Genomic DNA, 20207 nt, shown 5'->3' with positions numbered 1-20207 from the left:
GCATTATACCGTATTACTCCTGCAAATATTTGTTGGGAGTTACACCTGTGTGTTTCTTAAAAAACTCGATAAAGGCACTGTCTGAAGAGAAACATAACTCTACAGCAATTTCAGAAATAGTTAGTTTTTCTGCCAACAATTCTATAGCCCGAAGTAAGTTCCACTGTAAACGCCAATCTTGATAAGACATTCCTGTTTCTTTTTGGAAAATACGCGAAATAGTCTTTTCACTCGCTCCTACTTCCTTGCTTAAATCCTTTAAAAAAGGTGGCATTTCTTTCTCAAAAACAAACGACTTTACTTTGTCTATTAATCGGTAGTCAGTTGGAATTTTAAGCTCATAATCGCCTTTTTCAGCTATTGTTAGTTCATCCCAAAAAACAGCAAGAATGTGCTCTTGTTCTACCGAATATGAAGTTGTCCACTCCCACCAAGAAATGCGCTCAATTAGTTGTTGCAATAAAGGATTCACAGATAATACAGTTAAATCTGTAGGCAAACTTTTTATCGCTACACTATGAATATAAATAGATCGATAAGCTACTACATTTCTAAATGTTACTCTATGCTTAACCCCTGCCGGAATAAGCAATAACTTCCTTGGAGGAAGGATCACTTGTCTATCTTCAGTAATCAAAGTCATACAACCAGACGGAGCATATAAAATTTGCAGATGATTATTGTGTTTATGATAGCCTGAATCGTGTTGTACCAAATCAGAAGCTAATCCTATTACAAGCAAACCAATCTGTTCTAAGTGAAAAATATCTTCTTTGTTCAAGTACGCCATTTGTCCTTTAATTGATGTTTTTTGTTTTTATAGTGTTATAAAGATAGTCCAATTGCGTCAGACCTTTGCACAAAATAGTACTCTTTATGCAAACAAAACTCAATATTACCTTAATGGTTCTACTAATGATGTTCCCTCAATTTGTGGAAACAATTTATAGTCCCGCTTTACCTTCTTTATCATCGCACTTCAATATTCCCCCTGAAAAAACATACTTAACTATAAGTATCTATTTTAGTGCCTTTGCAATTGGCGTTATATTTTGGGGAATTATAAGCGATTATATTGGTAGGAGAAAAGCGATGTTAGGAGGGATAATTGTTTATGCACTTGCCTCACTGCTTGCCTTGATAGCCCCTACGTTTGAAATAGTATTAGGTGCCAGATTTATTGCTGCTTTTGGAATAGCTGTAGGTTCTGTCATTACGCAAACTATGATGCGAGATTCATACAGTGGTCAAGAATTAAACAAAGTGTTTTCAATAATGGGTATAGCCCTTTCGATTAGTCCTGTGATTGGATTGTTTTTAGGAGGTTTAATTGCATCATTTTTAGGATATGTAGGTATCTTTTCTGCGTTAGCATTATTAGCTATTATTCTCCTGTACATTAGCTACAACAAGTTGCCCGAAACAAAACAAGGAGAAACAAAGGTTACTTTTAAAACGATTATGCAAGTAGCCTCTTCGCTGTATAGAAGCATAGATATTTGGCAATTTGCTTTGCTTATAATGTGCTTTAATGTCTTACTGTTTAGCTACTTTACTTATGCTCCTTTTATCTTTGAAAAAGCGGGACTAAATACAACAATATACGGTTATAGTGGCGTATTACTTGCTTTAGGAACATTCTTTGGAAGCTACTTTAACAAGTATTGCATTTCGAAAGGAATTAGCACAAATACCCTTATTAAACTGTCCACATTATTAGCACTCATCAATTCCTTTTTTGTGTATTTACTAAAGGATAGTTTACTATTCTTATTACCAAACATATTAATCATAGCCTCATTTGGTATCGCAATTCCAAACATATTAAGTGTAGCACTACAAAACTACAAATCATCTATAGGTACTGCAGGCGCGCTATTTGGCTTACTCTATTATTCATTAATTGGTTTAGGTTTATTGAGTAGCCAGTGGATAAACAACTACGCTTTTGTACTACTAACTTTTAGCACAATTGCATTGGTAATTTCTTTTTCTTTAAAGCCTCGAGAAATGACATAAAAAAAGGTTAGCTGAATAGCTAACCTTTTTTATATAACAAACATCTTAATCTTCTTTTTTATCCTCTTCGTCGTTTTGAGTCTTTAATGACAATTGTATTTTCTCAATTGAGTTTCTATACATTTTCAAGACTTTACCATTATAGTTTTCTAAAGAAACTTCATCGTTCACTTTATATTCGTCTGCAGGGTAAACTTCACTAATCAAACCAGCAAGGGTATCATAATGTTCACTTTCTACAAGACGTATTGGTAATAATCTATTGATGTCTGAAAGGTTATAGTGTGCATTCACAACATAAACACCTTCATCTATAGCTTCAACAATTGGTTCTTCATTATCATACTCATCTTGAATCTCACCTACAAGCTCTTCTAAGATATCCTCCATTGTTACAATACCAGTAAACTCACCTACTTCATTAGTAGCAATAGCCATCTGAAGGTGCTTAGCTTGAAACTGTTTAAGAACATTTTTAATTAAAGCATTTTCAGAAATAAAGATAGGTTCACGAATTAAAGAAGCTAAGTCTATATCTTGTTGATCTTTAATCATAGCTTTCATTAAGTCCTTCGTATAAATAACACCTTTAATATCATCTAAAGAATCCTCATATACCGGAAATCTTGAATATCCTTCATTAATAGCGTAATCAATGGCTTCTTTAACCGTAGTTGAAAGTTCAATAGCAGAAACATTCTTACGCAAAGTTTGAATATTATTTACACGACGATCGTCAAAATCAAATACATTTTGAATTAAAAGGCGCTCTGTTTCTTCAATAGCTCCTCCTTCTTGACTTTCAGTAATAATCATTTTTAACTCTTCCTCAGTGTGGATATCAGACCCGTGAACAGGAGTAATACCAAACAAACGAAGTAATCCATTAGCTAATCCGTTCATCAACCAAATAATAGGTCTGAATACGAAATAGAAAATACGTAAAGGCAACGCTACAGTAAAAGTAGTTTTCGTTGGAAAATGAATAGCTAATGATTTTGGTGCTAATTCACCAAATACGATATGTAAAATTGTAATTATAGCAAAGGCTACAGGGAATGAAATACTTTTAGCAAAAGAATACCACTCTGGACCAGTAAGTCCAAATACTTCAAATAAATACATTAAAACAGGTGTTAGAGAGCTTTCTCCTACCCAACCTAATCCTAATGAAGCTAAAGTAATACCTAACTGAGTTGCTGCTAAATAAGCGTCTAAGTTTGCAACAATGCCCTTAGCTACACCAGCAACTTTTGAGTTTAACTCTTGATGTACTTCAATCTGAGAAGTACGAACTTTTACAATTGCAAATTCCGCTGCAACGAAAAATCCATTTAATAATACAAGGAATAGCGTAAGTAACAACTTCGCTACAGAAATTTCTTCGTGTACAATGCCGGAATTAACTAACATTGTAACAATCTGGGGGTGTATATCCATTTTAAGAATTAATAAAAGACCAAGTTTAATTTTTTTAAAGGCCTTAAAATCATATTATAAGTAATATGAATCTTATGTCAAAATTACTAATTTAATTGATATTAAGCCTAAGTTAAAATACTAATTTTAAAAAATATATAATAATCTGTCTATCATTCCAATATGAGACCTACTAATAACATAATATTGGACACAAAAACAACTACATCTTTTCTACATAAAAACCCAATCACATAACAATTTACTAAGACCTTTGTCTTTAAATTGAATCTTTCTCAAAGTGAAAAGGTAATATATTAACCAAAGATGGAGAATAGCAAACCTTACCCTCAGCTCCCATAAAATACATTTCAATAGGTTGCTCTTGTTTTGTTTCATACTCCAAGATACTTTGTCTACAAGCACCACAAGGAGGTATTGGACTATTGGTAAGTTTCAAATCAGACGAAGCTGTAATTGCTATTTTTAATATTTTCTTTCCTGGATGTACTGCTCCTGCATAAAAAATCGCAGTACGTTCTGCACATAAGCCAGATGGAAATGCTGCATTTTCTTGATTAGATCCAACTACAATTGTACCGTCTTCTAACAATAATGCTGCACCAACTCTAAACTTAGAATAAGGTGCATAAGCCTCTTTTCTAACTTGAATAGCTTTCTCCATTAACTCTTTATCTTGGACAGCTAATTCAGCCATTGAATCATACTCGATAAAGGTTGTAACAATTTCAATTTTTTTCATAATATTTCATTATTAGAGACAAAAAATCCAAACTCACGGTTTAATGTGGTTTGGATTAGTTATACAAATATACTTATTTTTTCTTATCCTTTGTATCTTTTATTTCCGATATCAAAAGTTAAAGAAAAACGTAAAGTATTTTCCATTGGATTATTAATTTTAGATGTTGAGAACAAATATGCTAAGTCAATTGATACTAAGCTATATTTAAATCCTGCACCCACAGTAGCATACTGTCTTGCCCCTTTTTCTTGACTCTCGTGAAAGTATCCTGTTCTAAAAGCAAATTTATTATCAAATAAATACTCAGCTCCTAAAGACCAAGTGATCTCTTTCATTTCTTCACTAAATCCTCCTGGTGCATCACCAAATGATTTAAACACTCCTTTAAACCATCCCATATCACCATACTTCTGTAATTCCATTTGGTAATCATCTTGGTTGTTTCTCTTAAACTTAGGAGGAGTTGGAACTAACAATTTATTCAATTCTCCAGAAACAGTAATCGTATTTTGTTGATCAATAATAAAATCAAAACTACCCCCTAATTTTAAATTAGCTGGCAAAAATGATCCGAATTGCTGATCATCATATTTTATCTTAGGACCTAAGTTTTGTACGTTAAACCCTGCTCTCCACTTACCGTCAAAATTCGAAAAAGCAATTTTATCAGATTCATAGAATCCAGAAACATCAACCGCAAAAGAACTCGCACTTGTACTTGTTCCATCAACTTCTGGCATTTTTAAATTTGAATTTATAAATCTACCAGTAACAGCCATACCGAAATTCTCACTTAACTTTAATGAATAAGAAACATCAATTGCAAACTCATTAGGTTTCTTTGTTACTACACCCCCATTCAAGTCTTCGCGCATATCAATCTCTCCCATTCCAAAATAACGTAAGCTTGCACCAATAGCACTTCTCTCATTATATTTATTGTAATAGTTAAGTTGTCCTAAAGACATATCACTTGTTATTTTTGACATATAAGGTGTATAACTAACAGCAAAACCTTGACTCTGATCAGCAAACGCATATTTTGCAGCATTGTGTTGTTGAGAAAATGCATCTGTAGTAGTTGCTACTCCAATATCTCCCATTCCTGCTGAACGAGCATCTCCTGCTATCAATAAAAAGGGTACTCCCGTAGTAATAGGGCGATTTTCTTTTTGTGCGAACAAAGATTGTCCTACTAAAACACTAACAAGTAAAGCTGTTACTTTTTTCATTTATCTTTTATTTAAATTCAATATTCTTTTAACGAGCGTTAAAATTGTTGACTCTATAGTTGGGTAAATATATGCTTTTAAAATTTCTCTTAAAGAAAAAAGCCCGACTAATCTTATAATTACATTAACAATTAAAACGAGAAGTCAATATTACTATTTCCTAATTAGAAATACAAATATTATATCAAAAAACTAAATAGAAACTATTTTATACATTTTTTTTACCTAAAACTAAAATATACCACAAACAACACCTACAAAAAAACATCTCATTATGTTAAAATTAATAACAAATATTCTCATTCATTACTAAACTTCACTTGTACTTTACATTTTAAAGAAGAAAACGATTGAAACTAAAATAACATCCTTTAAATTATTTCTCTATATACTACATCAAATACAAAATAAGTACATATTTACTATATCTTTGTATTTGATTTTTTTAGCAAAATTTGATTGCCTAATATTATCTATCTATACAATAGATGATTTAAATGAGCGTTATATAGTAGATAGATTTATAAAAAATAACAAAATACTGATAATTTGTATTTATAATAGAGGTAATATTATTGCTAATTAAACGTTAATTACTAAATTGCGTACAATTTCATATCCATTATAATAAAGATGAGAATTAAAAGACTTTTTAACTTTCGAGTACTTAGCGGTATATTAATTGCTGCAAGTATCACGAGTTGTGGTAATTCAAATAGCAACGTTTCAACTTCTACGGGTTGGAAAATTAATGATAGTAAAGGAGGATTCCAATATAACACAAAATACGAACAAAAAACTCCAAATGGGATGGTTGCCGTTGAAGGTGGAACATTTACAATGGGGCAAGTACAAGATGATATTATGTCTGATTGGAATAATAGTCCAAAACAGATGTACGTACAGTCTTTTTATATGGATGAAACAGAAACAACAAATATAATGTACAATGAGTACCTATATTGGTTGCGTACTGTATTCCCTCAAAACAATGAAATTTATAAAGAGATTTATAAAAGTGCTCTTCCTGACACAACAGTTTGGAGAAGTGCTTCTGGTTTTAATGAAGCTTTAATTACGAGTTATTTAAGACACCCAGCATACGCAAATTACCCTGTAGTTGGTGTTTCTTGGTTACAAGCAACAGATTTTGCTAAATGGCGTACTGACCGTGTTAATGAGTTAGCACTTGAAAAAGCTGGTTACTTAAAGAAAGATGCTAAGATTGTTGAAGCATATGCTGACGCACACTTTAGTACAGACACTTATTTAATGACTCCTTCTCAAGTATACGGAGGTAATAGTGATATTGTTTATAGAGGTAAAGATAACAAAGCTGGTGAAGGAGATAGAAACCTTTATGCAACACAAAACTACGGACTTTTCACTTCTCAGTTTAGACTTCCAACTGAAGCAGAATGGGAATATGCTGCAATTGGTTTAATCGGAAACCGAGAGTACAATAACTATAAAGGTCGTAAAACTTATCCTTGGGATAAATCTGGAAAAAGAAAGAAAGGTAAGCCAGCTCCACAAAACACGAAATATGCGAACTTTAAACAAGGACGTGGTGATTACGGAGGTATTGCTGGATGGTCAACAGATAATGGAGATATCACAAATGCTGTGAAATCATATCCTCCAAATGATTTTGGCTTATATGATATGGCAGGTAACGTTGCTGAATGGGTTGCAGACGTCTATGATCCTGCAGTAGATCAAAACGATACTGACTTCAACTTCTACAAAGGAAATGTTTATTACAAAAACAAAATAGGACCTGATGGAAAACTTGAGATTGTAACAGACCAATCTGTACAATTTGACACGCTATCTACAGGAAAATTAAGAGTTAGAAACTTACCAGGACAAATAGCACAAGAAGTTTATGACCCTGCAGTTATCGACGAAATTGTTCAAACTGGTTTAGGAGGTAGATCTCCTGAAGACAAGCCTAAAACAAATGATAAAACAGCTTTATATGACAATAAATCAAGAGTTATAAAAGGTGGTTCTTGGAAAGATAGAGCTTATTGGTTAGATCCTGCTACAAGAAGATTCTATGCAGAAGATCAAGCAACAGATTATATCGGATTTAGATTAATCATGACTAAAGTTGGTCCAAAATCTGATAAACGAAAAACGAAAAATTAATATTTTTTATAATATTCTTTTACAAAGCCCTAATTCAAATTAGGGCTTTTTTTTATACTTTTGACATATGGATATAACAGAACTTTACCAATGTTTTTTACAGTGTGACGGAGTTTCTACAGATACAAGAAACATACGCCCAAACTCTCTTTTCTTTGCTTTAAAAGGAGAGAACTTTGATGCAAATGAATTTGCACAAGAAGCTTTAAACAAAGGAGCTGCTTATGTTGTAATGGACAATAAAAAATTAGTAACTGATGCAAGAAAAATGCTTCCTGTTCCTAATGCCTTAGGTACTTTACAACAATTAGCAAAATACCATAGACAACAATTAGGTTTGCCTGTTTTAGCATTAACTGGTAGTAATGGAAAAACAACTACAAAGGAATTAATCACAGCTGTTTTAAGTCAAAAATACAATGTTAAGGCTACTATTGGAAACCTTAATAATCATATTGGAGTACCATTAACGTTATTATCATTCGATGAAGAAACAGATATTGGTATTGTTGAAATGGGAGCTAATCACAAGCAAGAAATAGCTCAACTTTGTGAAATAACTGATCCTGACTTTGGCTATATCACAAACTTTGGAAAAGCCCATTTAGAAGGTTTTGGTGGTTTTGAAGGTGTTATTAAAGCTAAAAGTGAAATGTATGATTATTTAGAAGATCATCATAAAACTGCTTTTGTGAATATTGATGATCCAAGACAAGACGCAAAGACAATTACATTTAACAGATATACATTTGGGATTGAAGAAACAGCTGATGTAACTATTCAAGGTTATAATGCACAACCAAATGCAACTGTGGTATTTGAAAACACAACTTTTAACTCTAATCTAACAGGAATATACAATACTACTAATATAGCAGCTGCAATTTCAATTGGTAAATTCTTTAATGTACCTACAGAAGAAATTAAAGAAGCAATTTGTAATTACAATCCTACCAATAATCGCTCGCAATGGATTACTAAAAATACAAATAGCATTTTACTTGATGCATATAATGCTAATCCAAGTAGTATGGAGGCTGTCTTAGAAAACTTTGCACTATTAGATGATAAAAGAGAGAAAGTCTATGTATTGGGAGATATGAGAGAATTAGGAAAAGAAAGTAACAAAGAGCATAAATCTATTGTAGCACGCTTTTCAGAAGATTCTACAAACACTATTTACTTTATTGGAACTGAATTCTACAAGACTTCTAACACAATTAAAAATCAAAATATAAAATTCTTTGAAACTTTTGACAAATTCAAAGCGTTTATAAATGAAAATAAAATAAGTTTTCAAGACAAACTTTTCTTGATTAAAGGTTCAAGAGGAATTGCTTTAGAAAGAGTATTAGATTTAATTTAATCATATAAAAAAAGACGCTTTATATAAAGCGTCTTTTTTTATATGATTATTTCTCTTCAACTTTTTTAATCTCTAACCTCGTTATTAGTGGAAAGTGATCCGAGTTTTTAAACTTATCAAAAGTTTCAAACGACTTAACTTGAATTCTTTTATCAACAAACACATAATCGATACGCATAGGATAATAAGAAAAATCGTAACTCTTACCAAATCCTTTCCCCGCTTCAACGAAAGCGTCGTTCAAATCTCCCTTAATATTTCGATATACATATGAAAAAGCACTATTATTCATATCTCCACAAATAATCTTAGGAATTGACACATCATTCATATGAGAACGTACTAATTCAGATTGAACCTGTTGCTCTTTAAATGCTTTAGCAATTCTATTAATGATCATTTTTGACTTTGCCTCATCTATCTTTTCATGTATATCAGGACTTATACTAATCGATTGAAGATGGATACTGTAAACTCTAATAGTATCTTGATCTTTCAAAATATCAGCAAACACAACATTGTTATTAGAACTCGGAAGATTTATTTCTCCCTTATCTATTATCCTGTATTTTGAATAGATAGCTTGCCCTGTCTTTATCTTATTACCATGTGATGTAATAAACTTATATGGATATTGCTTAAATCTAAGATTAGTATTCTTAGAAAACTCCTGAAAACACAATACATCAGGATCGTGTAAATCAACAAACTCTTTTATCTTTGATGATACATCAACTCCAGGAATCCAATCAAAAAGATTAAACAACCTTACATTATAACTCATTAATGTAAACTCCTCTTTTGTAACAACTTCATTTCTTCCGGAAAACTTATAAAACTTTGTTATAAAAGTTATCCCTAAAATTAAAATCATTACTGACAACCAAATCTGGCGCTTCATTTGGATCAACCAATAGAATAGAAAAACCAAATTGATTATTAAAAACAAAGGTAGAATCAACGTAAAAACAGATAGCAATGGAAATAGTTTTGGTGCCAAAAAAGGCAAAAAATATCCTACCAGAGACAAAATTGCCACCAGTATATTTCCACCATAAACTACTTTATTAAACCACGAAAGATCCTTCATAATCTGTTATTTTCCAGCTCTAAATAAAAAGTCTTTTTCTTCTTTAGTTAAACTTTCATATCCTGACTTACTAATTTTATCTAAAATCAAATCTATTTTCTCTTGTTTACTCCCCTCTTCAGGAAAAGAGTTCTTACTTTTCTTTTGTTCTTTATTGACATAAACTTTTCTAAAATTAGTGCCTTTTTTTTGTTTGAACAAATTAGCAATCCTATCAAATATAATACTTAAATCAAACCCTCTTTGCAATAACTTAATATACAACACTCCTAATACCGCCCCACCTAAGTGTGCTAAATGTCCACCTACATTTGAAGTAGACAACTGAATCACATCAAGTACAATGATAAACAAAGCTATATGCCACAATTGTACATTCCCAATCAGAGCCAATCTAACATTCATTCTTGGTGAAAATACAGCTAAACCAATTAATGGTGCCATTACAGCAGCAGAAGCTCCTACTAAAACACTACCAGTATTTAAAAACTGTGAACCAATTACAAAAAATAGTCCTCCAAAAACAGCTCCTAATAAATAAACAGTTAAAAACTGCTTACTTGTAAAATATGTATTAAATAATTGTCCTACGAAAAATAAAACAATCAGATTAAACAGCAAATGAATTACTCCTGCGTGTACAAAAGCATAAGTAAGCAATGTCCACGGTTTTAAAACAGAAAAGGACAAATTACCAGACAAAACAAGCCATGGAAACACTATACTATACAGTGATGAAAACAAAAATTCGAGTACAAACATAAACACAGAAATACATATATTCCAGAATATAAGTTTCTGCACAACACCACCATTCTTATAATTACTGACTAAATCTTTAAATATTTTATTCATTATAAATCCCAACGATTTTGTCTAAATTGTCTTTTCTTCCAATAATCCATTAAAATAAAGCCCATCAATGCTCCTCCAATATGAGCGAAATGCGCAATACCAGAACCTCCACCAAATAGACTAAATCCACCACTTACACCTCCATATAAGTCTAACAATAAAATACCAGGTACAAAATATTTTGCTTTTACAGGAACTGGTACAAACATCATCATCAACTCTGCATTTGGAAACATAAAGGCAAATGCTACAAGTAAACCATATATCGCTCCAGAAGCTCCCACTACAGGAGTATTAAATGCAGATAAAAAATTCATTAATTGTCCTTCTCCTAAAATTCCTCCCCATCTTAAATCGTACTTTCCTTCACTTAGTAAGCTTAATATATCACCTTTATTAAAACCACTATCAACCAAAGTTGACATAGCTGATTGTATTGTTATATAATTAACCCCAGTATGCAATATTGCTGCTCCAAAACCACAAAGCAAGTAAAATATTAAAAACTTCTTTCCTCCCCACATTGCCTCCAACGTACTACCAAAAGAGAACAAAGCAAACATATTGAAAAAAATATGCATCATTCCCCCGTGCATAAACATATGCGTTAAAGGTTGCCAAAGATAAAAATTAGGGTTTTCTACGAAATACATAGCAAATAATCCTTGCATAGCAGGCACTAAAAAACTTGCTACAAAAAAGATTATATTAACTATAATTAAATGTTTTACTGTCTCTGTTATTCTCATCATAATGCGAATTTTTTTTCTATATCTTCTACCTTCATTGTAATAAAAGTAGGCTTCATAAAAGGTGAAATATTAGGTTCTTTACAAGCAAATAATGAATTTACAATTTCTTCTTGTTCTTCCTCATTTAACACTGTACCATTTTTAACTGCCAAACTATGTGCCAAAGATTTTGCAATACGATCACTTTGTCCTAAAGTTGTAGGAGGAACACCATCTTGAAAATCTGCAATTAAATCTTCTAATACAATTGATGCTTCACTTTCTGCAACATTGACTGGTAATCCAGATATAACCACAAACTCTTGGGCAATATTCTCAAAACCAAACCCCGTTTGTTTCAATAAAGGTTGTAACTCTCGTAACATCTCAATTTCAAAAGGTGCATAGTACAAAGTCAAAGGAAATAACAACTGTTGCGATGACGCTTGTTGCACTCTAATATTTTCCATAAACTTTTCATACAAAATACGCTGATGCGCCCTTCCTTGGTCTATTACAACCATACCTGACTTTATTGGACTTACAATATATTTTCTATTTATTTGAAAACGTTTAACACCACTGTTTTCGTCTTTACTATTTTCAAATAAATTTCCTGTAACAAAATCACTTTCTAATTTTATATTGGAAACATCTAAGTCGTTTGCAGAAGACTTTAAGCCCTCATACATACTTTCCCATCCAGCTATATTACTTTTAGACGACAGTGTATTATTGTCTCTCTTAGTAAAATTCGATGCTGATGATCCTTTACTAAACTTAGATTCATATTCAAAACTATCATTACCTTTTGATGCAATTACAAAACCATCATCAAAATTATCTTCCACATTACTTGAAAAAGCATCATCATTACCTTTACTTTCAATTACATCAATAAATCGTTCGTGCTCTACTATATTTTTAGATCCTTCAAGACTTTCTAAATAATTAGCTTCTGATAAATTTCCTTTGCTTTCAATCGAATCTATAAAAGGACTTGACTCTATATTACTGATATTTGACTTAATAAATCCTTCTGCACTATGCTCAAAAGGATTATATTCAAACCTATCTGTTTCATTAGCTATTTCTCTATGAAAAGGGTTGAAGTTTCTATCAACCTCTATTGTTGGAGTTGTTGCCTCTGTCCCTTCATAATCATACGGAGTATCCAACGTTGAATCTCTTTGAAAATCTAACAAAGGAGCGACATTAAACTGTCCCAAACTGTGTTTTATTATTGATCTTAATATACTATACAAAGCTTGTTCATCATCAAACTTAACTTCTGTTTTTGTAGGATGAATATTAATATCTATTGAATCAGGTGGAACATTAAAGTAAATAAAATAGCTTGGGTGTGTACCCTCTTTCAACAACCCTTCATAGGCTGCCAAAATAGCGTGGTGTAAATAACCACTTTTTACAAAACGATCATTTACAAAGAAAAACTGTTCGCCCCTACTCTTCTTTGCAAATTCAGGTTTTCCAACGAACCCAGTCACTTCAACGATCTCTGTGGTTTCGTTAATAGGAACTAACTTTTCATTAGTTCTTACTCCGAAAACACTTACAATTCGTTGTCTTAAATTTGTAGGAACTAAATTAAAGACCTCACTTCCGTTGTGAATCAACGAAAAATGAATGTTATTATGAACTAATACTATACGTTCAAACTCGTCTATAATATTTCTTAACTCTACATTATCTGATTTAAGAAAATTACGACGTGCTGGTATATTAAAAAATAAATTCTTTACTGAAAATGACGTACCACAAGGGACAACCGCTACCTCTTGACTGATAAGTTTAGTTCCTTCTATGACAAGATGTGTACCTAACTCAGCTGAATGTAAACGAGTTTTTAGTTCAACATGAGCAATAGCGGCAATTGAAGCTAATGCCTCGCCTCTAAATCCCTTAGTACTCAATGCAAACAAATCCTCTGCTTTAGAAATCTTTGATGTAGCATGTCGTTCAAACGCCATTCTTGCATCTACATCACTCATTCCTTTTCCATTATCTATAACCTGTATTAAGGTTTTTCCTGCCTCCTTTAAAATTAATTTAATTTCTGTCGCACCAGCATCAACTGCATTCTCAATCAGTTCTTTCACAACAGAAGCTGGTCGTTGAACAACTTCTCCTGCGGCGATCTGATTCGCTACATGGTCCGGCAGTAAACGAATTATATCTGACATTTATTTGCTTAAGCTTTTTTAGTGTTTATTACGAAATATTTTATCCGAAAAACAAATTTAAAGAAATATAATCGCCTTTACTATTTCTCAATTGTAATTTATTCTAAAATAAAAAAACCTGTAAAATTTCTTTTACAGGTTTTTTTTATTTTCAATAGATAGTACTTCTATTTATCTTCTATTCAATTCAATCATTTTCAATGCAGCAACAGCAGCTTCGGTACCTTTATTACCATGCTCACCACCGCTTCTTGCTAATGATTGTTCTATTTTATTATCTGTAAGAACACAGAAAATAACTGGAATTGCAGAAATCAAATTCAAATCTTTAATTCCTTGAGTAACTCCTTCACAAACAAATTCAAAGTGCATTGTTTCCCCTTTAATAACGCATCCCATTACGATAACTGCGTCAAGTTCATCATCCACTTCAATCATTTTCTTTGCTCCGAAAATCAACTCAAAACTTCCTGGCACATTCCAACGAACTATATTTTCTTGAAGCATTCCGCAATCTAATAATGCTGCTTCTGCTCCTTTGTATAATCCGTTTGTAATTTCATCATTCCATTCTGATACAACGATACCTACTTTAAAATCCTTTGCATTTGGTAAAGTAGCTTTATTATACTCAGATAAGTTTTTATTTGCTGTTGCCATTTTATTGTGCTAATCCAATCAAAGCTTCAACTCCATTTGCTTCAGCTGAACCTTGATAGTTGTTTTTAATATCAGTGAAAATCTTTACTGCTTCTTCTTTCTTTCCTAATTCTAAAGCTACTAATCCAGCCTTATTTAAAAATCTTGGAACAGTAAAATCATTCTTTTGTGAAGCTGCTGCTTTTTTGTAATAATCAAAAGCATCTTCTTTTTGTCCTAATTCAGAAAAAGCATCACCAATAGCACCTAAAGCTAAAGCACCTAATAATTGGTCTTTACTTTTAAATTTCTCTAAATGCTCAATTGCTTTTTGATATTCTCCTTTGTTCAAGTAAGAAGTACCAGCATAGTAATGTGCTAAATTTGCAGACTCAGTACCTTTATAGTTTTCAATAATACCTAAGAAACCTAATTTCCCTTCTCCACCTTCTAAGGCAAGATTAAACATAGACTCTCTCTCTTCCGTATTCATTAAAGCATTGTTGTAGTATGACTGAGCTTGGAACATTTCATTTGCAGCATCGTCATTTTTAGGCTCAACAACAAATTTATCATATCCAATATATCCCATAGTTGCTAATGCAATTGCACCAACAATACCAAAAATTGCTTTTTGATTACGTACTGCCCAATTTTCAACTTTATTAGCACGCTCGTCTAAAGTGTTAAATACTTCAGCCGTAGTACTATTTGCAGTATCTACATTGTTATATTGATCGAACTCATTAGCTTCTTGTTCTTGTTCTGGTTTAGGAGCTTTATAACCTCTTTTATTATAAGTTGCCATGTATACAAAGTTTAATGAGTCGCAAAAATAGGATTTTTATTGTAATATAAAAGTGCTTTCTATTTATATTTTTGATAATTTGCACCGAAATTTCATAAAGCACTCTTGAAAACGTTAAAAAACCTAATAACTACGTGTATTTAAAAAAATTAAACCTCTTAAATTTTAAAAATATTAGTGACAAAACCTTCACTTTTAACCAACGAATCAACTGTTTTGTTGGCTTAAATGGCGTGGGGAAAACTAATATATTGGACGCGATATATTATATGGCATACGGGAAGAGTTATTTCAACCCAATTGCCTTACAAAATATCAGACACAATGAAGACTTTTTTGTTATTGATGGAACTTTTGTCAAAGACGATAAAGACGAACATATTGTTTGTAGTTTAAAAAAAGGGCAAAAGAAAATTCTTAAAAGAAACAGTAAAAACTACGAACGCTTTTCTGACCATTTTGGCTTTATTCCATTGGTTATTATTTCTCCTTCTGATAGTGATTTAATTACGGAAGGAAGTGAAACACGCCGAAAGTTTATCGATAGTGTTATCTCACAAATGGATAATACCTATTTGCAATATTTGATACAATATCAAAAACTCATTACTCAGCGAAATGCACTGTTAAAAAGCTTTGCTCAGAATCAATATTTTGACAGAGAAACGCTTGAAGTTTACAACGAACAAATAGCTGAATTAGCTCATCCTATTCACATTAAAAGAAAAGAGTTTATTACTCAATTTACTCCTATTTTTAACCGTTATCACAAGTTAATTACTGAGGATAAAGATGAAGTTACTCTTTCTTACGAAACACAATTAGACAATATGTCTATGATGGAGCTATTCAACGAGTTTTTAGCTAAAGATAGAATTTTACAATACACATCAGTTGGAATACATAAAGACGACTTGTCATTTGAACTAAAAGGTCATCCTATAAAAAAATTTGGTTCTCAAGGACAACAGAAATCATTCTTGATTGCTTTAAAATTAGCACAATTTGACTTTTTAAAAGAATACAGGGGAGTTGCTCCTATTCTTCTTTTTGATGATATTTTCGATAAATTAGACGAAAATAGAGTGCGAAAGATATTAGAATTAGTAAATTTAGACACTTTTGGACAACTGTTCATTTCAGATACTCACGTAGAAAGAACTGAAAGCTTATTGAACAGTATACATCAAGATTTTGAAATTTTCAAAATACAACAAAACGAAGAATAAATTAAACCAATTACCTCATGAAAATCCTTGAAAACATATCATTAAAACCCTATAACACTTTTGGTTTAGACGTAAAAGCAAAATACTTCGTTGAAGTTAATAACCTAACCGACTTGAAAGAAATAGTGAAGGCTAATGATAGTCAAAAGCTATTTATTTTAGGCGGAGGTAGTAATATGTTACTGACTACTGATGTAAACAAAATAGTTGTTAAGTTGAACTTAAAAGGGATTGAGGTAGTTGAAAACAACGAAGATTATGTACTTGTAGAGGCTCAAGCTGGTGAAAACTGGCACGAATTTGTCTTATGGACTTTAGCACACGACTTTGGAGGAATTGAAAATCTTTCGTTAATTCCTGGTAATGTTGGTACTACTCCTATTCAAAACATTGGTGCTTATGGAGTTGAAGTTAAGGACACCCTACATAGTTGTAAAGCTTTAAACGTAAAAACGTTAGCTATAGAAGAGTTTTCCAATAAAGATTGTGAATTCGCTTATAGAGAAAGTATTTTTAAAAATAGTCTAAAAGACCAATATATTATCACGTCTGTAACATTCAAATTGACGAAAAACAACCACAATTTAAAAGTGGAATACGGCGCTATTCAAAAAGAGTTAGATTTAGAAAGTATTACAGTACCAACTATCCAAGACATAAGCAAAGCTGTCATTCGCATTAGACAAAGTAAATTACCTGACCCTAAAGAAATAGGAAATAGCGGAAGCTTTTTTAAAAACCCAATAGTATCAACTGAAACATTTAATCACCTTCACAGTATTTACCCTACAATGCCTCATTATATTTTGAATGATGCTGAAGTTAAAATACCTGCTGGATGGTTAATTGAAAAAGTGGGGTTCAAAGGTTATCGCATTGGTGATGCTGGTGTACATAACCTACAAGCTCTGGTTTTGGTTAATTACGGAAAAGCGACTGGTGAACAAATAAAAAAGCTTTCACAAACCGTTCAAAATGAAGTAAAAAAAGTATTCAACATCAGCATATCAGCAGAGGTTAACATCTTTTAAAAAACTTATTTAATTCTTATAGAAAATTGTACATTTGCATACCTCTATTTTGAAGGGATTTTACTATGCTAACAATATTATTTTACCTATTTATTGCAGTCTTAATAATTGAATTTTTACAATATGTTATTGTTTATAGTCGTTTGGCTTTTACGTCTCAAACTTCTAACAAAAAATCAATTGATTACGAACCTGTATCTGTTATTGTTTACATTAAAGACCAAGAAGAAAAGCTTACAACTTTCTTAACTTCTTTAATCAATCAAAATTACCCACAATTTGAAATTATCTTAGTAAATAATGCTTCAGAAGATAACAGCTTAGATATACTTGAATCGTTTGAAAGACAATTTCCTAATGCCAAATTAGTTAATGTAGCTAATAATGAGGCTTTCTGGGGCAACAAAAAATACGCATTAACTTTAGGAATAAAAGTAACATCTTATGATCGTTATGTTTTTGTCGATCCTACTGTAATGCCAGCAAACCTAAATTGGTTGGCAAGCTTAACAAGTAACTTCTCTACCAAAAAGAAAGTTGTAATTGGACATACAAGCATATTAAAAAAGAAAAAGTCTTTTCTGAACAAACTAATGCGCTATCAAAATATGTTTAAATCTATAAACTTATTTTCTTGGGCCGCTTTGGGTAAACCTTTTCACGGTAACGCACAAAATCAAGCTTATAACAAAGAGTTATTCTTTAAAGTAAATGGTTTTATTGAGCATATGAAAACACCTTTTGGAGACGAATATGCTTTTATAAATCAAATCGGTACAAGTAGAAATACAGCTGCTGCAATACATCCCGATAGTTTTGTAATCACTGAAAGTGACAATAAATTCTCAACTTGGAAAAAACAGCTTAAAAACAACGATTTACTACTTAAAAATTCGAAAACGATAAATAATATAAAAGTTAGATTCTTCAACTTTTGTCGTGTATTATTCTTTATATCGTTTGCTGTATTAGTTTCTTTTTTACATCAAATAGAAATAGTAGTAGGACTTTTTATTTTTAGATATATCCTAATATATATATACAATGCAAAGCTTTTTAAACTTTTTGCAAACAAAGATCTACTGTGGACACTTCCAATATTAGAAATAATTCATATTTTTATGTCTACTTACTATAGTGTTACACACTTTATATCAAGAAAAAAGATTTGAAAGACTTAGTACCACAAAATATCGAAGCAGCACAAAAAGGTGATCAAACAGCCTTCACTTTCTTACTAAATTTCTATTGGTCTGAAGTCTATAATTATATCCTTAAAAGATCCGCTAATGAAGCAGACAGTGAAGATATTACAATTGAGACTTTCTCTAAAGCATTTTCAAGTATAAATAGTTATAAACCTGAATTTGCATTTAACACTTGGCTTATTTCAATCGCAAAAAATGTTCATATCGATATGATACGCAAACGAAAAAATATGTCATTTGTTGATCTTAATGACGAATACAATTCTGAATACAGCAACATTGTTGACGACACTTCAAATATAGAAGACAAATTAATAAAGGAACAGAACTTAGCTATTTTTAAGAACTACATTAAGCTTTTAAAACCACACTATCAAGAAGTAATTGAACTACGCTTCTTTCAAGAGCTTTCTTACAACGAAATCTCTGAAGTCCTAAACGAACCACTTAACAATGTTAAAGTCAAAATAATGCGTGCTAAAAAGCTTTTAGCGGAGATTATTTTAAAACAAATAGATCACAATTTCAATTTATAAGCCTAAAGGTTATAAAAGCTTTCCTATAAAATTACAATTAATACATATACACTGTAGCACAACTCTTCTTTCAGATTAAACTAATCAAGAAGATTAAACTATATAAAAACAAAAAAAACGTCTGTAATAAATAATTACAGACGTTTTTTTTGTTTTTATATCAGTACTAACGAAAAATTATATCGCGTATAACATCGCGTCTTAACTCTTCATTAATCATTTTTATAATTTTACTTTTACCATATGTCAGCTCTTCCCTTACAATTGGAGAGGATAAAGCCACATATAATACATCCCGTTTCAAAATAATATCTAAAGTATAATTCGCAATACCAGGCCCTAATAAATTACGCCAAGCTTCGCGAACATCAAGAGAATTGATACCATAATCCAACTTATTCTCTTTGATTATTATCTTCAGAATATCTTGAATACTACTTTCTTCTCTAAGTCGCTTCTGCGCTTCAAATTTTTTCACGATAATTATTTTTTTACACTTACCGGATCAGCTTTCTTATAATAGTAAATGATATTATTCTCATTTTTAACCACTAATTCTTTCTCACTTAATTTAACTAATTCTTCTTTCCACTCAGAAAAATCAGTCTTATATGAAAATAGTGTTTTCCCTTCTTCATTTAAAATGACCAATTGCTCAGGAACATCATTTGTCAAAAACTCACCATTAAACTGAGGCATTACCTTTTGACGAAATCCAACTCCTAAACTATCAACCTCAAAGTAATCGATCGTTCCATTCACGGTATAATCTTTCTCAGCACCATCTGGTAATTTCGCTTTCTCAATTTCCCAGTAACCATTTACCAATACTAAGTCAGCCTGTTTGATCTCTTTACCACATCCAACTAACAATAGTAATGTACTAAAAATAACACTAAATAATATCTTACGCATATCTA

At 31.6% G+C, this 20207-nt stretch carries 19 protein-coding genes; 7 read left to right on the top strand and 12 right to left on the bottom strand.

Features of this window, described 5'->3' with window-relative positions; translation table 11 throughout:
• Window positions 1-13: 13 nt before the first annotated feature.
• On the bottom strand, window positions 14-790 hold the full coding sequence (locus tag AABL81_RS08400; protein ID WP_341340810.1) for an AraC family transcriptional regulator: 777 nt from the start codon (window positions 788-790) through the stop codon (window positions 14-16).
• An 86-nt stretch (window positions 791-876) separates the two neighbouring features.
• On the opposite strand from AABL81_RS08400, the gene AABL81_RS08395 reads away from it, so the two are divergent.
• Complete coding sequence (locus tag AABL81_RS08395) at window positions 877-2019, top strand: Bcr/CflA family efflux MFS transporter (RefSeq protein ID WP_341340809.1); 1143 nt, start codon at window positions 877-879, stop codon at window positions 2017-2019.
• A gap of 45 nt (window positions 2020-2064) precedes the next feature.
• Here AABL81_RS08395 and AABL81_RS08390 read toward each other — a convergent pair whose 3' ends face one another.
• From AABL81_RS08390 to porV, 3 genes are all read right to left on the bottom strand, one after another.
• Window positions 2065-3459, bottom strand: a complete 1395-nt coding sequence (locus tag AABL81_RS08390) for a hemolysin family protein (RefSeq protein ID WP_158209311.1) — start codon at window positions 3457-3459, stop codon at window positions 2065-2067.
• A gap of 259 nt (window positions 3460-3718) precedes the next feature.
• Window positions 3719-4201: a cytidine deaminase gene (cdd, locus tag AABL81_RS08385; protein WP_158209312.1), complete on the bottom strand. Its 483-nt coding sequence runs from the start codon at window positions 4199-4201 to the stop codon at window positions 3719-3721.
• A gap of 83 nt (window positions 4202-4284) precedes the next feature.
• Entirely contained in the window at window positions 4285-5436 is a 1152-nt protein-coding gene (gene porV, locus AABL81_RS08380) for a type IX secretion system outer membrane channel protein PorV (protein WP_341340808.1), read from the bottom strand.
• Window positions 5437-6069: 633 nt separating this feature from the next.
• Between porV and gldJ the strand changes: the two genes are divergently transcribed.
• Window positions 6070-7590 (top strand): gliding motility lipoprotein GldJ, encoded by a 1521-nt coding sequence (gene gldJ / locus AABL81_RS08375; RefSeq protein ID WP_158209314.1) that lies wholly within the window; start codon window positions 6070-6072, stop codon window positions 7588-7590.
• A 67-nt stretch (window positions 7591-7657) separates the two neighbouring features.
• The gene (locus AABL81_RS08370; RefSeq protein WP_341340807.1) at window positions 7658-8956 is read left to right on the top strand and encodes a UDP-N-acetylmuramoyl-tripeptide--D-alanyl-D-alanine ligase; all 1299 of its coding nucleotides are present in this window, start codon (window positions 7658-7660) and stop codon (window positions 8954-8956) included.
• A 46-nt stretch (window positions 8957-9002) separates the two neighbouring features.
• Here the strand turns inward: AABL81_RS08370 and AABL81_RS08365 are convergent, their stop codons facing one another.
• The 6 genes from AABL81_RS08365 to AABL81_RS08340 form a co-directional block, all read right to left on the bottom strand.
• Window positions 9003-10046, bottom strand: a complete 1044-nt coding sequence (locus AABL81_RS08365) for an endonuclease/exonuclease/phosphatase family protein (RefSeq protein ID WP_341340806.1) — start codon at window positions 10044-10046, stop codon at window positions 9003-9005.
• Between the two features lie 6 nt (window positions 10047-10052).
• Entirely contained in the window at window positions 10053-10901 is an 849-nt protein-coding gene (locus AABL81_RS08360; RefSeq protein WP_341340805.1) for a rhomboid family intramembrane serine protease, read from the bottom strand.
• Entirely contained in the window at window positions 10901-11650 is a 750-nt protein-coding gene (locus AABL81_RS08355) for a rhomboid family intramembrane serine protease (protein WP_341340826.1), read from the bottom strand. Before AABL81_RS08355 ends, AABL81_RS08360 begins: the two co-directional genes overlap by 1 nt.
• Window positions 11650-13836 (bottom strand): DNA mismatch repair endonuclease MutL, encoded by a 2187-nt coding sequence (gene mutL, locus AABL81_RS08350; protein WP_158209318.1) that lies wholly within the window; start codon window positions 13834-13836, stop codon window positions 11650-11652. The genes AABL81_RS08355 and mutL overlap by 1 nt, the downstream gene beginning before the upstream one ends.
• A gap of 171 nt (window positions 13837-14007) precedes the next feature.
• The gene (gene ribH, locus AABL81_RS08345) at window positions 14008-14496 is read right to left on the bottom strand and encodes a 6,7-dimethyl-8-ribityllumazine synthase (RefSeq protein WP_341340804.1); all 489 of its coding nucleotides are present in this window, start codon (window positions 14494-14496) and stop codon (window positions 14008-14010) included.
• 1 nt (window position 14497) lies between these two features.
• A complete protein-coding gene (locus tag AABL81_RS08340) occupies window positions 14498-15283 on the bottom strand; it encodes a tetratricopeptide repeat protein (RefSeq protein WP_158209320.1) in 786 nt (261 codons plus the stop codon).
• 134 nt (window positions 15284-15417) lie between these two features.
• Between AABL81_RS08340 and recF the strand changes: the two genes are divergently transcribed.
• The 4 genes from recF to AABL81_RS08320 all read left to right on the top strand — a co-directional run bounded on the left by recF (window position 15418) and on the right by AABL81_RS08320 (window position 19287).
• A complete protein-coding gene (gene recF, locus AABL81_RS08335) occupies window positions 15418-16512 on the top strand; it encodes a DNA replication/repair protein RecF (RefSeq protein WP_158209321.1) in 1095 nt (364 codons plus the stop codon).
• Window positions 16513-16529: 17 nt separating this feature from the next.
• Complete coding sequence (gene murB / locus AABL81_RS08330; RefSeq protein ID WP_341340803.1) at window positions 16530-17543, top strand: UDP-N-acetylmuramate dehydrogenase; 1014 nt, start codon at window positions 16530-16532, stop codon at window positions 17541-17543.
• 65 nt (window positions 17544-17608) lie between these two features.
• Window positions 17609-18715: a glycosyltransferase gene (locus tag AABL81_RS08325; protein ID WP_158209323.1), complete on the top strand. Its 1107-nt coding sequence runs from the start codon at window positions 17609-17611 to the stop codon at window positions 18713-18715.
• Entirely contained in the window at window positions 18712-19287 is a 576-nt protein-coding gene (locus tag AABL81_RS08320) for an RNA polymerase sigma factor (RefSeq protein WP_341340802.1), read from the top strand. The genes AABL81_RS08325 and AABL81_RS08320 overlap by 4 nt, the downstream gene beginning before the upstream one ends.
• Before the next feature lie 166 nt (window positions 19288-19453).
• On the opposite strand, the gene AABL81_RS08315 is transcribed toward AABL81_RS08320, so the two are convergent.
• On the bottom strand, window positions 19454-19765 hold the full coding sequence (locus AABL81_RS08315; RefSeq protein ID WP_090409318.1) for a DUF721 domain-containing protein: 312 nt from the start codon (window positions 19763-19765) through the stop codon (window positions 19454-19456).
• Window positions 19766-19770: 5 nt separating this feature from the next.
• Window positions 19771-20202: a hypothetical protein gene (locus AABL81_RS08310; RefSeq protein ID WP_158209334.1), complete on the bottom strand. Its 432-nt coding sequence runs from the start codon at window positions 20200-20202 to the stop codon at window positions 19771-19773.
• Window positions 20203-20207 lie beyond the last annotated feature (5 nt).

Source organism: Myroides sp. C1519, from assembly GCF_038039755.1.
Classification (GTDB): domain Bacteria; phylum Bacteroidota; class Bacteroidia; order Flavobacteriales; family Flavobacteriaceae; genus Flavobacterium; species Flavobacterium phaeum_A.
The sequence above is the reverse complement of the archived record's forward strand: the minus strand, read 5'-3'. Positions and strand labels throughout refer to the sequence as shown.

What these genes read in the sequence shown, in the direction of transcription:
- AABL81_RS08400 (WP_341340810.1), bottom strand. Translation starts at nt 790, where the DNA reads ATGGCGTACTTGAACAAAGAAGATATTTTTCACTTAGAACAGATTGGT.
- AABL81_RS08395 (WP_341340809.1), top strand. Translation starts at nt 877, where the DNA reads ATGCAAACAAAACTCAATATTACCTTAATGGTTCTACTAATGATGTTC.
- AABL81_RS08390 (WP_158209311.1), bottom strand. Translation starts at nt 3,459, where the DNA reads ATGGATATACACCCCCAGATTGTTACAATGTTAGTTAATTCCGGCATT.
- cdd (WP_158209312.1), bottom strand. Translation starts at nt 4,201, where the DNA reads ATGAAAAAAATTGAAATTGTTACAACCTTTATCGAGTATGATTCAATG.
- porV (WP_341340808.1), bottom strand. Translation starts at nt 5,436, where the DNA reads ATGAAAAAAGTAACAGCTTTACTTGTTAGTGTTTTAGTAGGACAATCT.
- gldJ (WP_158209314.1), top strand. Translation starts at nt 6,070, where the DNA reads ATGAGAATTAAAAGACTTTTTAACTTTCGAGTACTTAGCGGTATATTA.
- AABL81_RS08370 (WP_341340807.1), top strand. Translation starts at nt 7,658, where the DNA reads ATGGATATAACAGAACTTTACCAATGTTTTTTACAGTGTGACGGAGTT.
- AABL81_RS08365 (WP_341340806.1), bottom strand. Translation starts at nt 10,046, where the DNA reads ATGAAGGATCTTTCGTGGTTTAATAAAGTAGTTTATGGTGGAAATATA.
- AABL81_RS08360 (WP_341340805.1), bottom strand. Translation starts at nt 10,901, where the DNA reads ATGAATAAAATATTTAAAGATTTAGTCAGTAATTATAAGAATGGTGGT.
- AABL81_RS08355 (WP_341340826.1), bottom strand. Translation starts at nt 11,650, where the DNA reads ATGAGAATAACAGAGACAGTAAAACATTTAATTATAGTTAATATAATC.
- mutL (WP_158209318.1), bottom strand. Translation starts at nt 13,836, where the DNA reads ATGTCAGATATAATTCGTTTACTGCCGGACCATGTAGCGAATCAGATC.
- ribH (WP_341340804.1), bottom strand. Translation starts at nt 14,496, where the DNA reads ATGGCAACAGCAAATAAAAACTTATCTGAGTATAATAAAGCTACTTTA.
- AABL81_RS08340 (WP_158209320.1), bottom strand. Translation starts at nt 15,283, where the DNA reads ATGGCAACTTATAATAAAAGAGGTTATAAAGCTCCTAAACCAGAACAA.
- murB (WP_341340803.1), top strand. Translation starts at nt 16,530, where the DNA reads ATGAAAATCCTTGAAAACATATCATTAAAACCCTATAACACTTTTGGT.
- AABL81_RS08325 (WP_158209323.1), top strand. Translation starts at nt 17,609, where the DNA reads ATGCTAACAATATTATTTTACCTATTTATTGCAGTCTTAATAATTGAA.
- AABL81_RS08310 (WP_158209334.1), bottom strand. Translation starts at nt 20,202, where the DNA reads ATGCGTAAGATATTATTTAGTGTTATTTTTAGTACATTACTATTGTTA.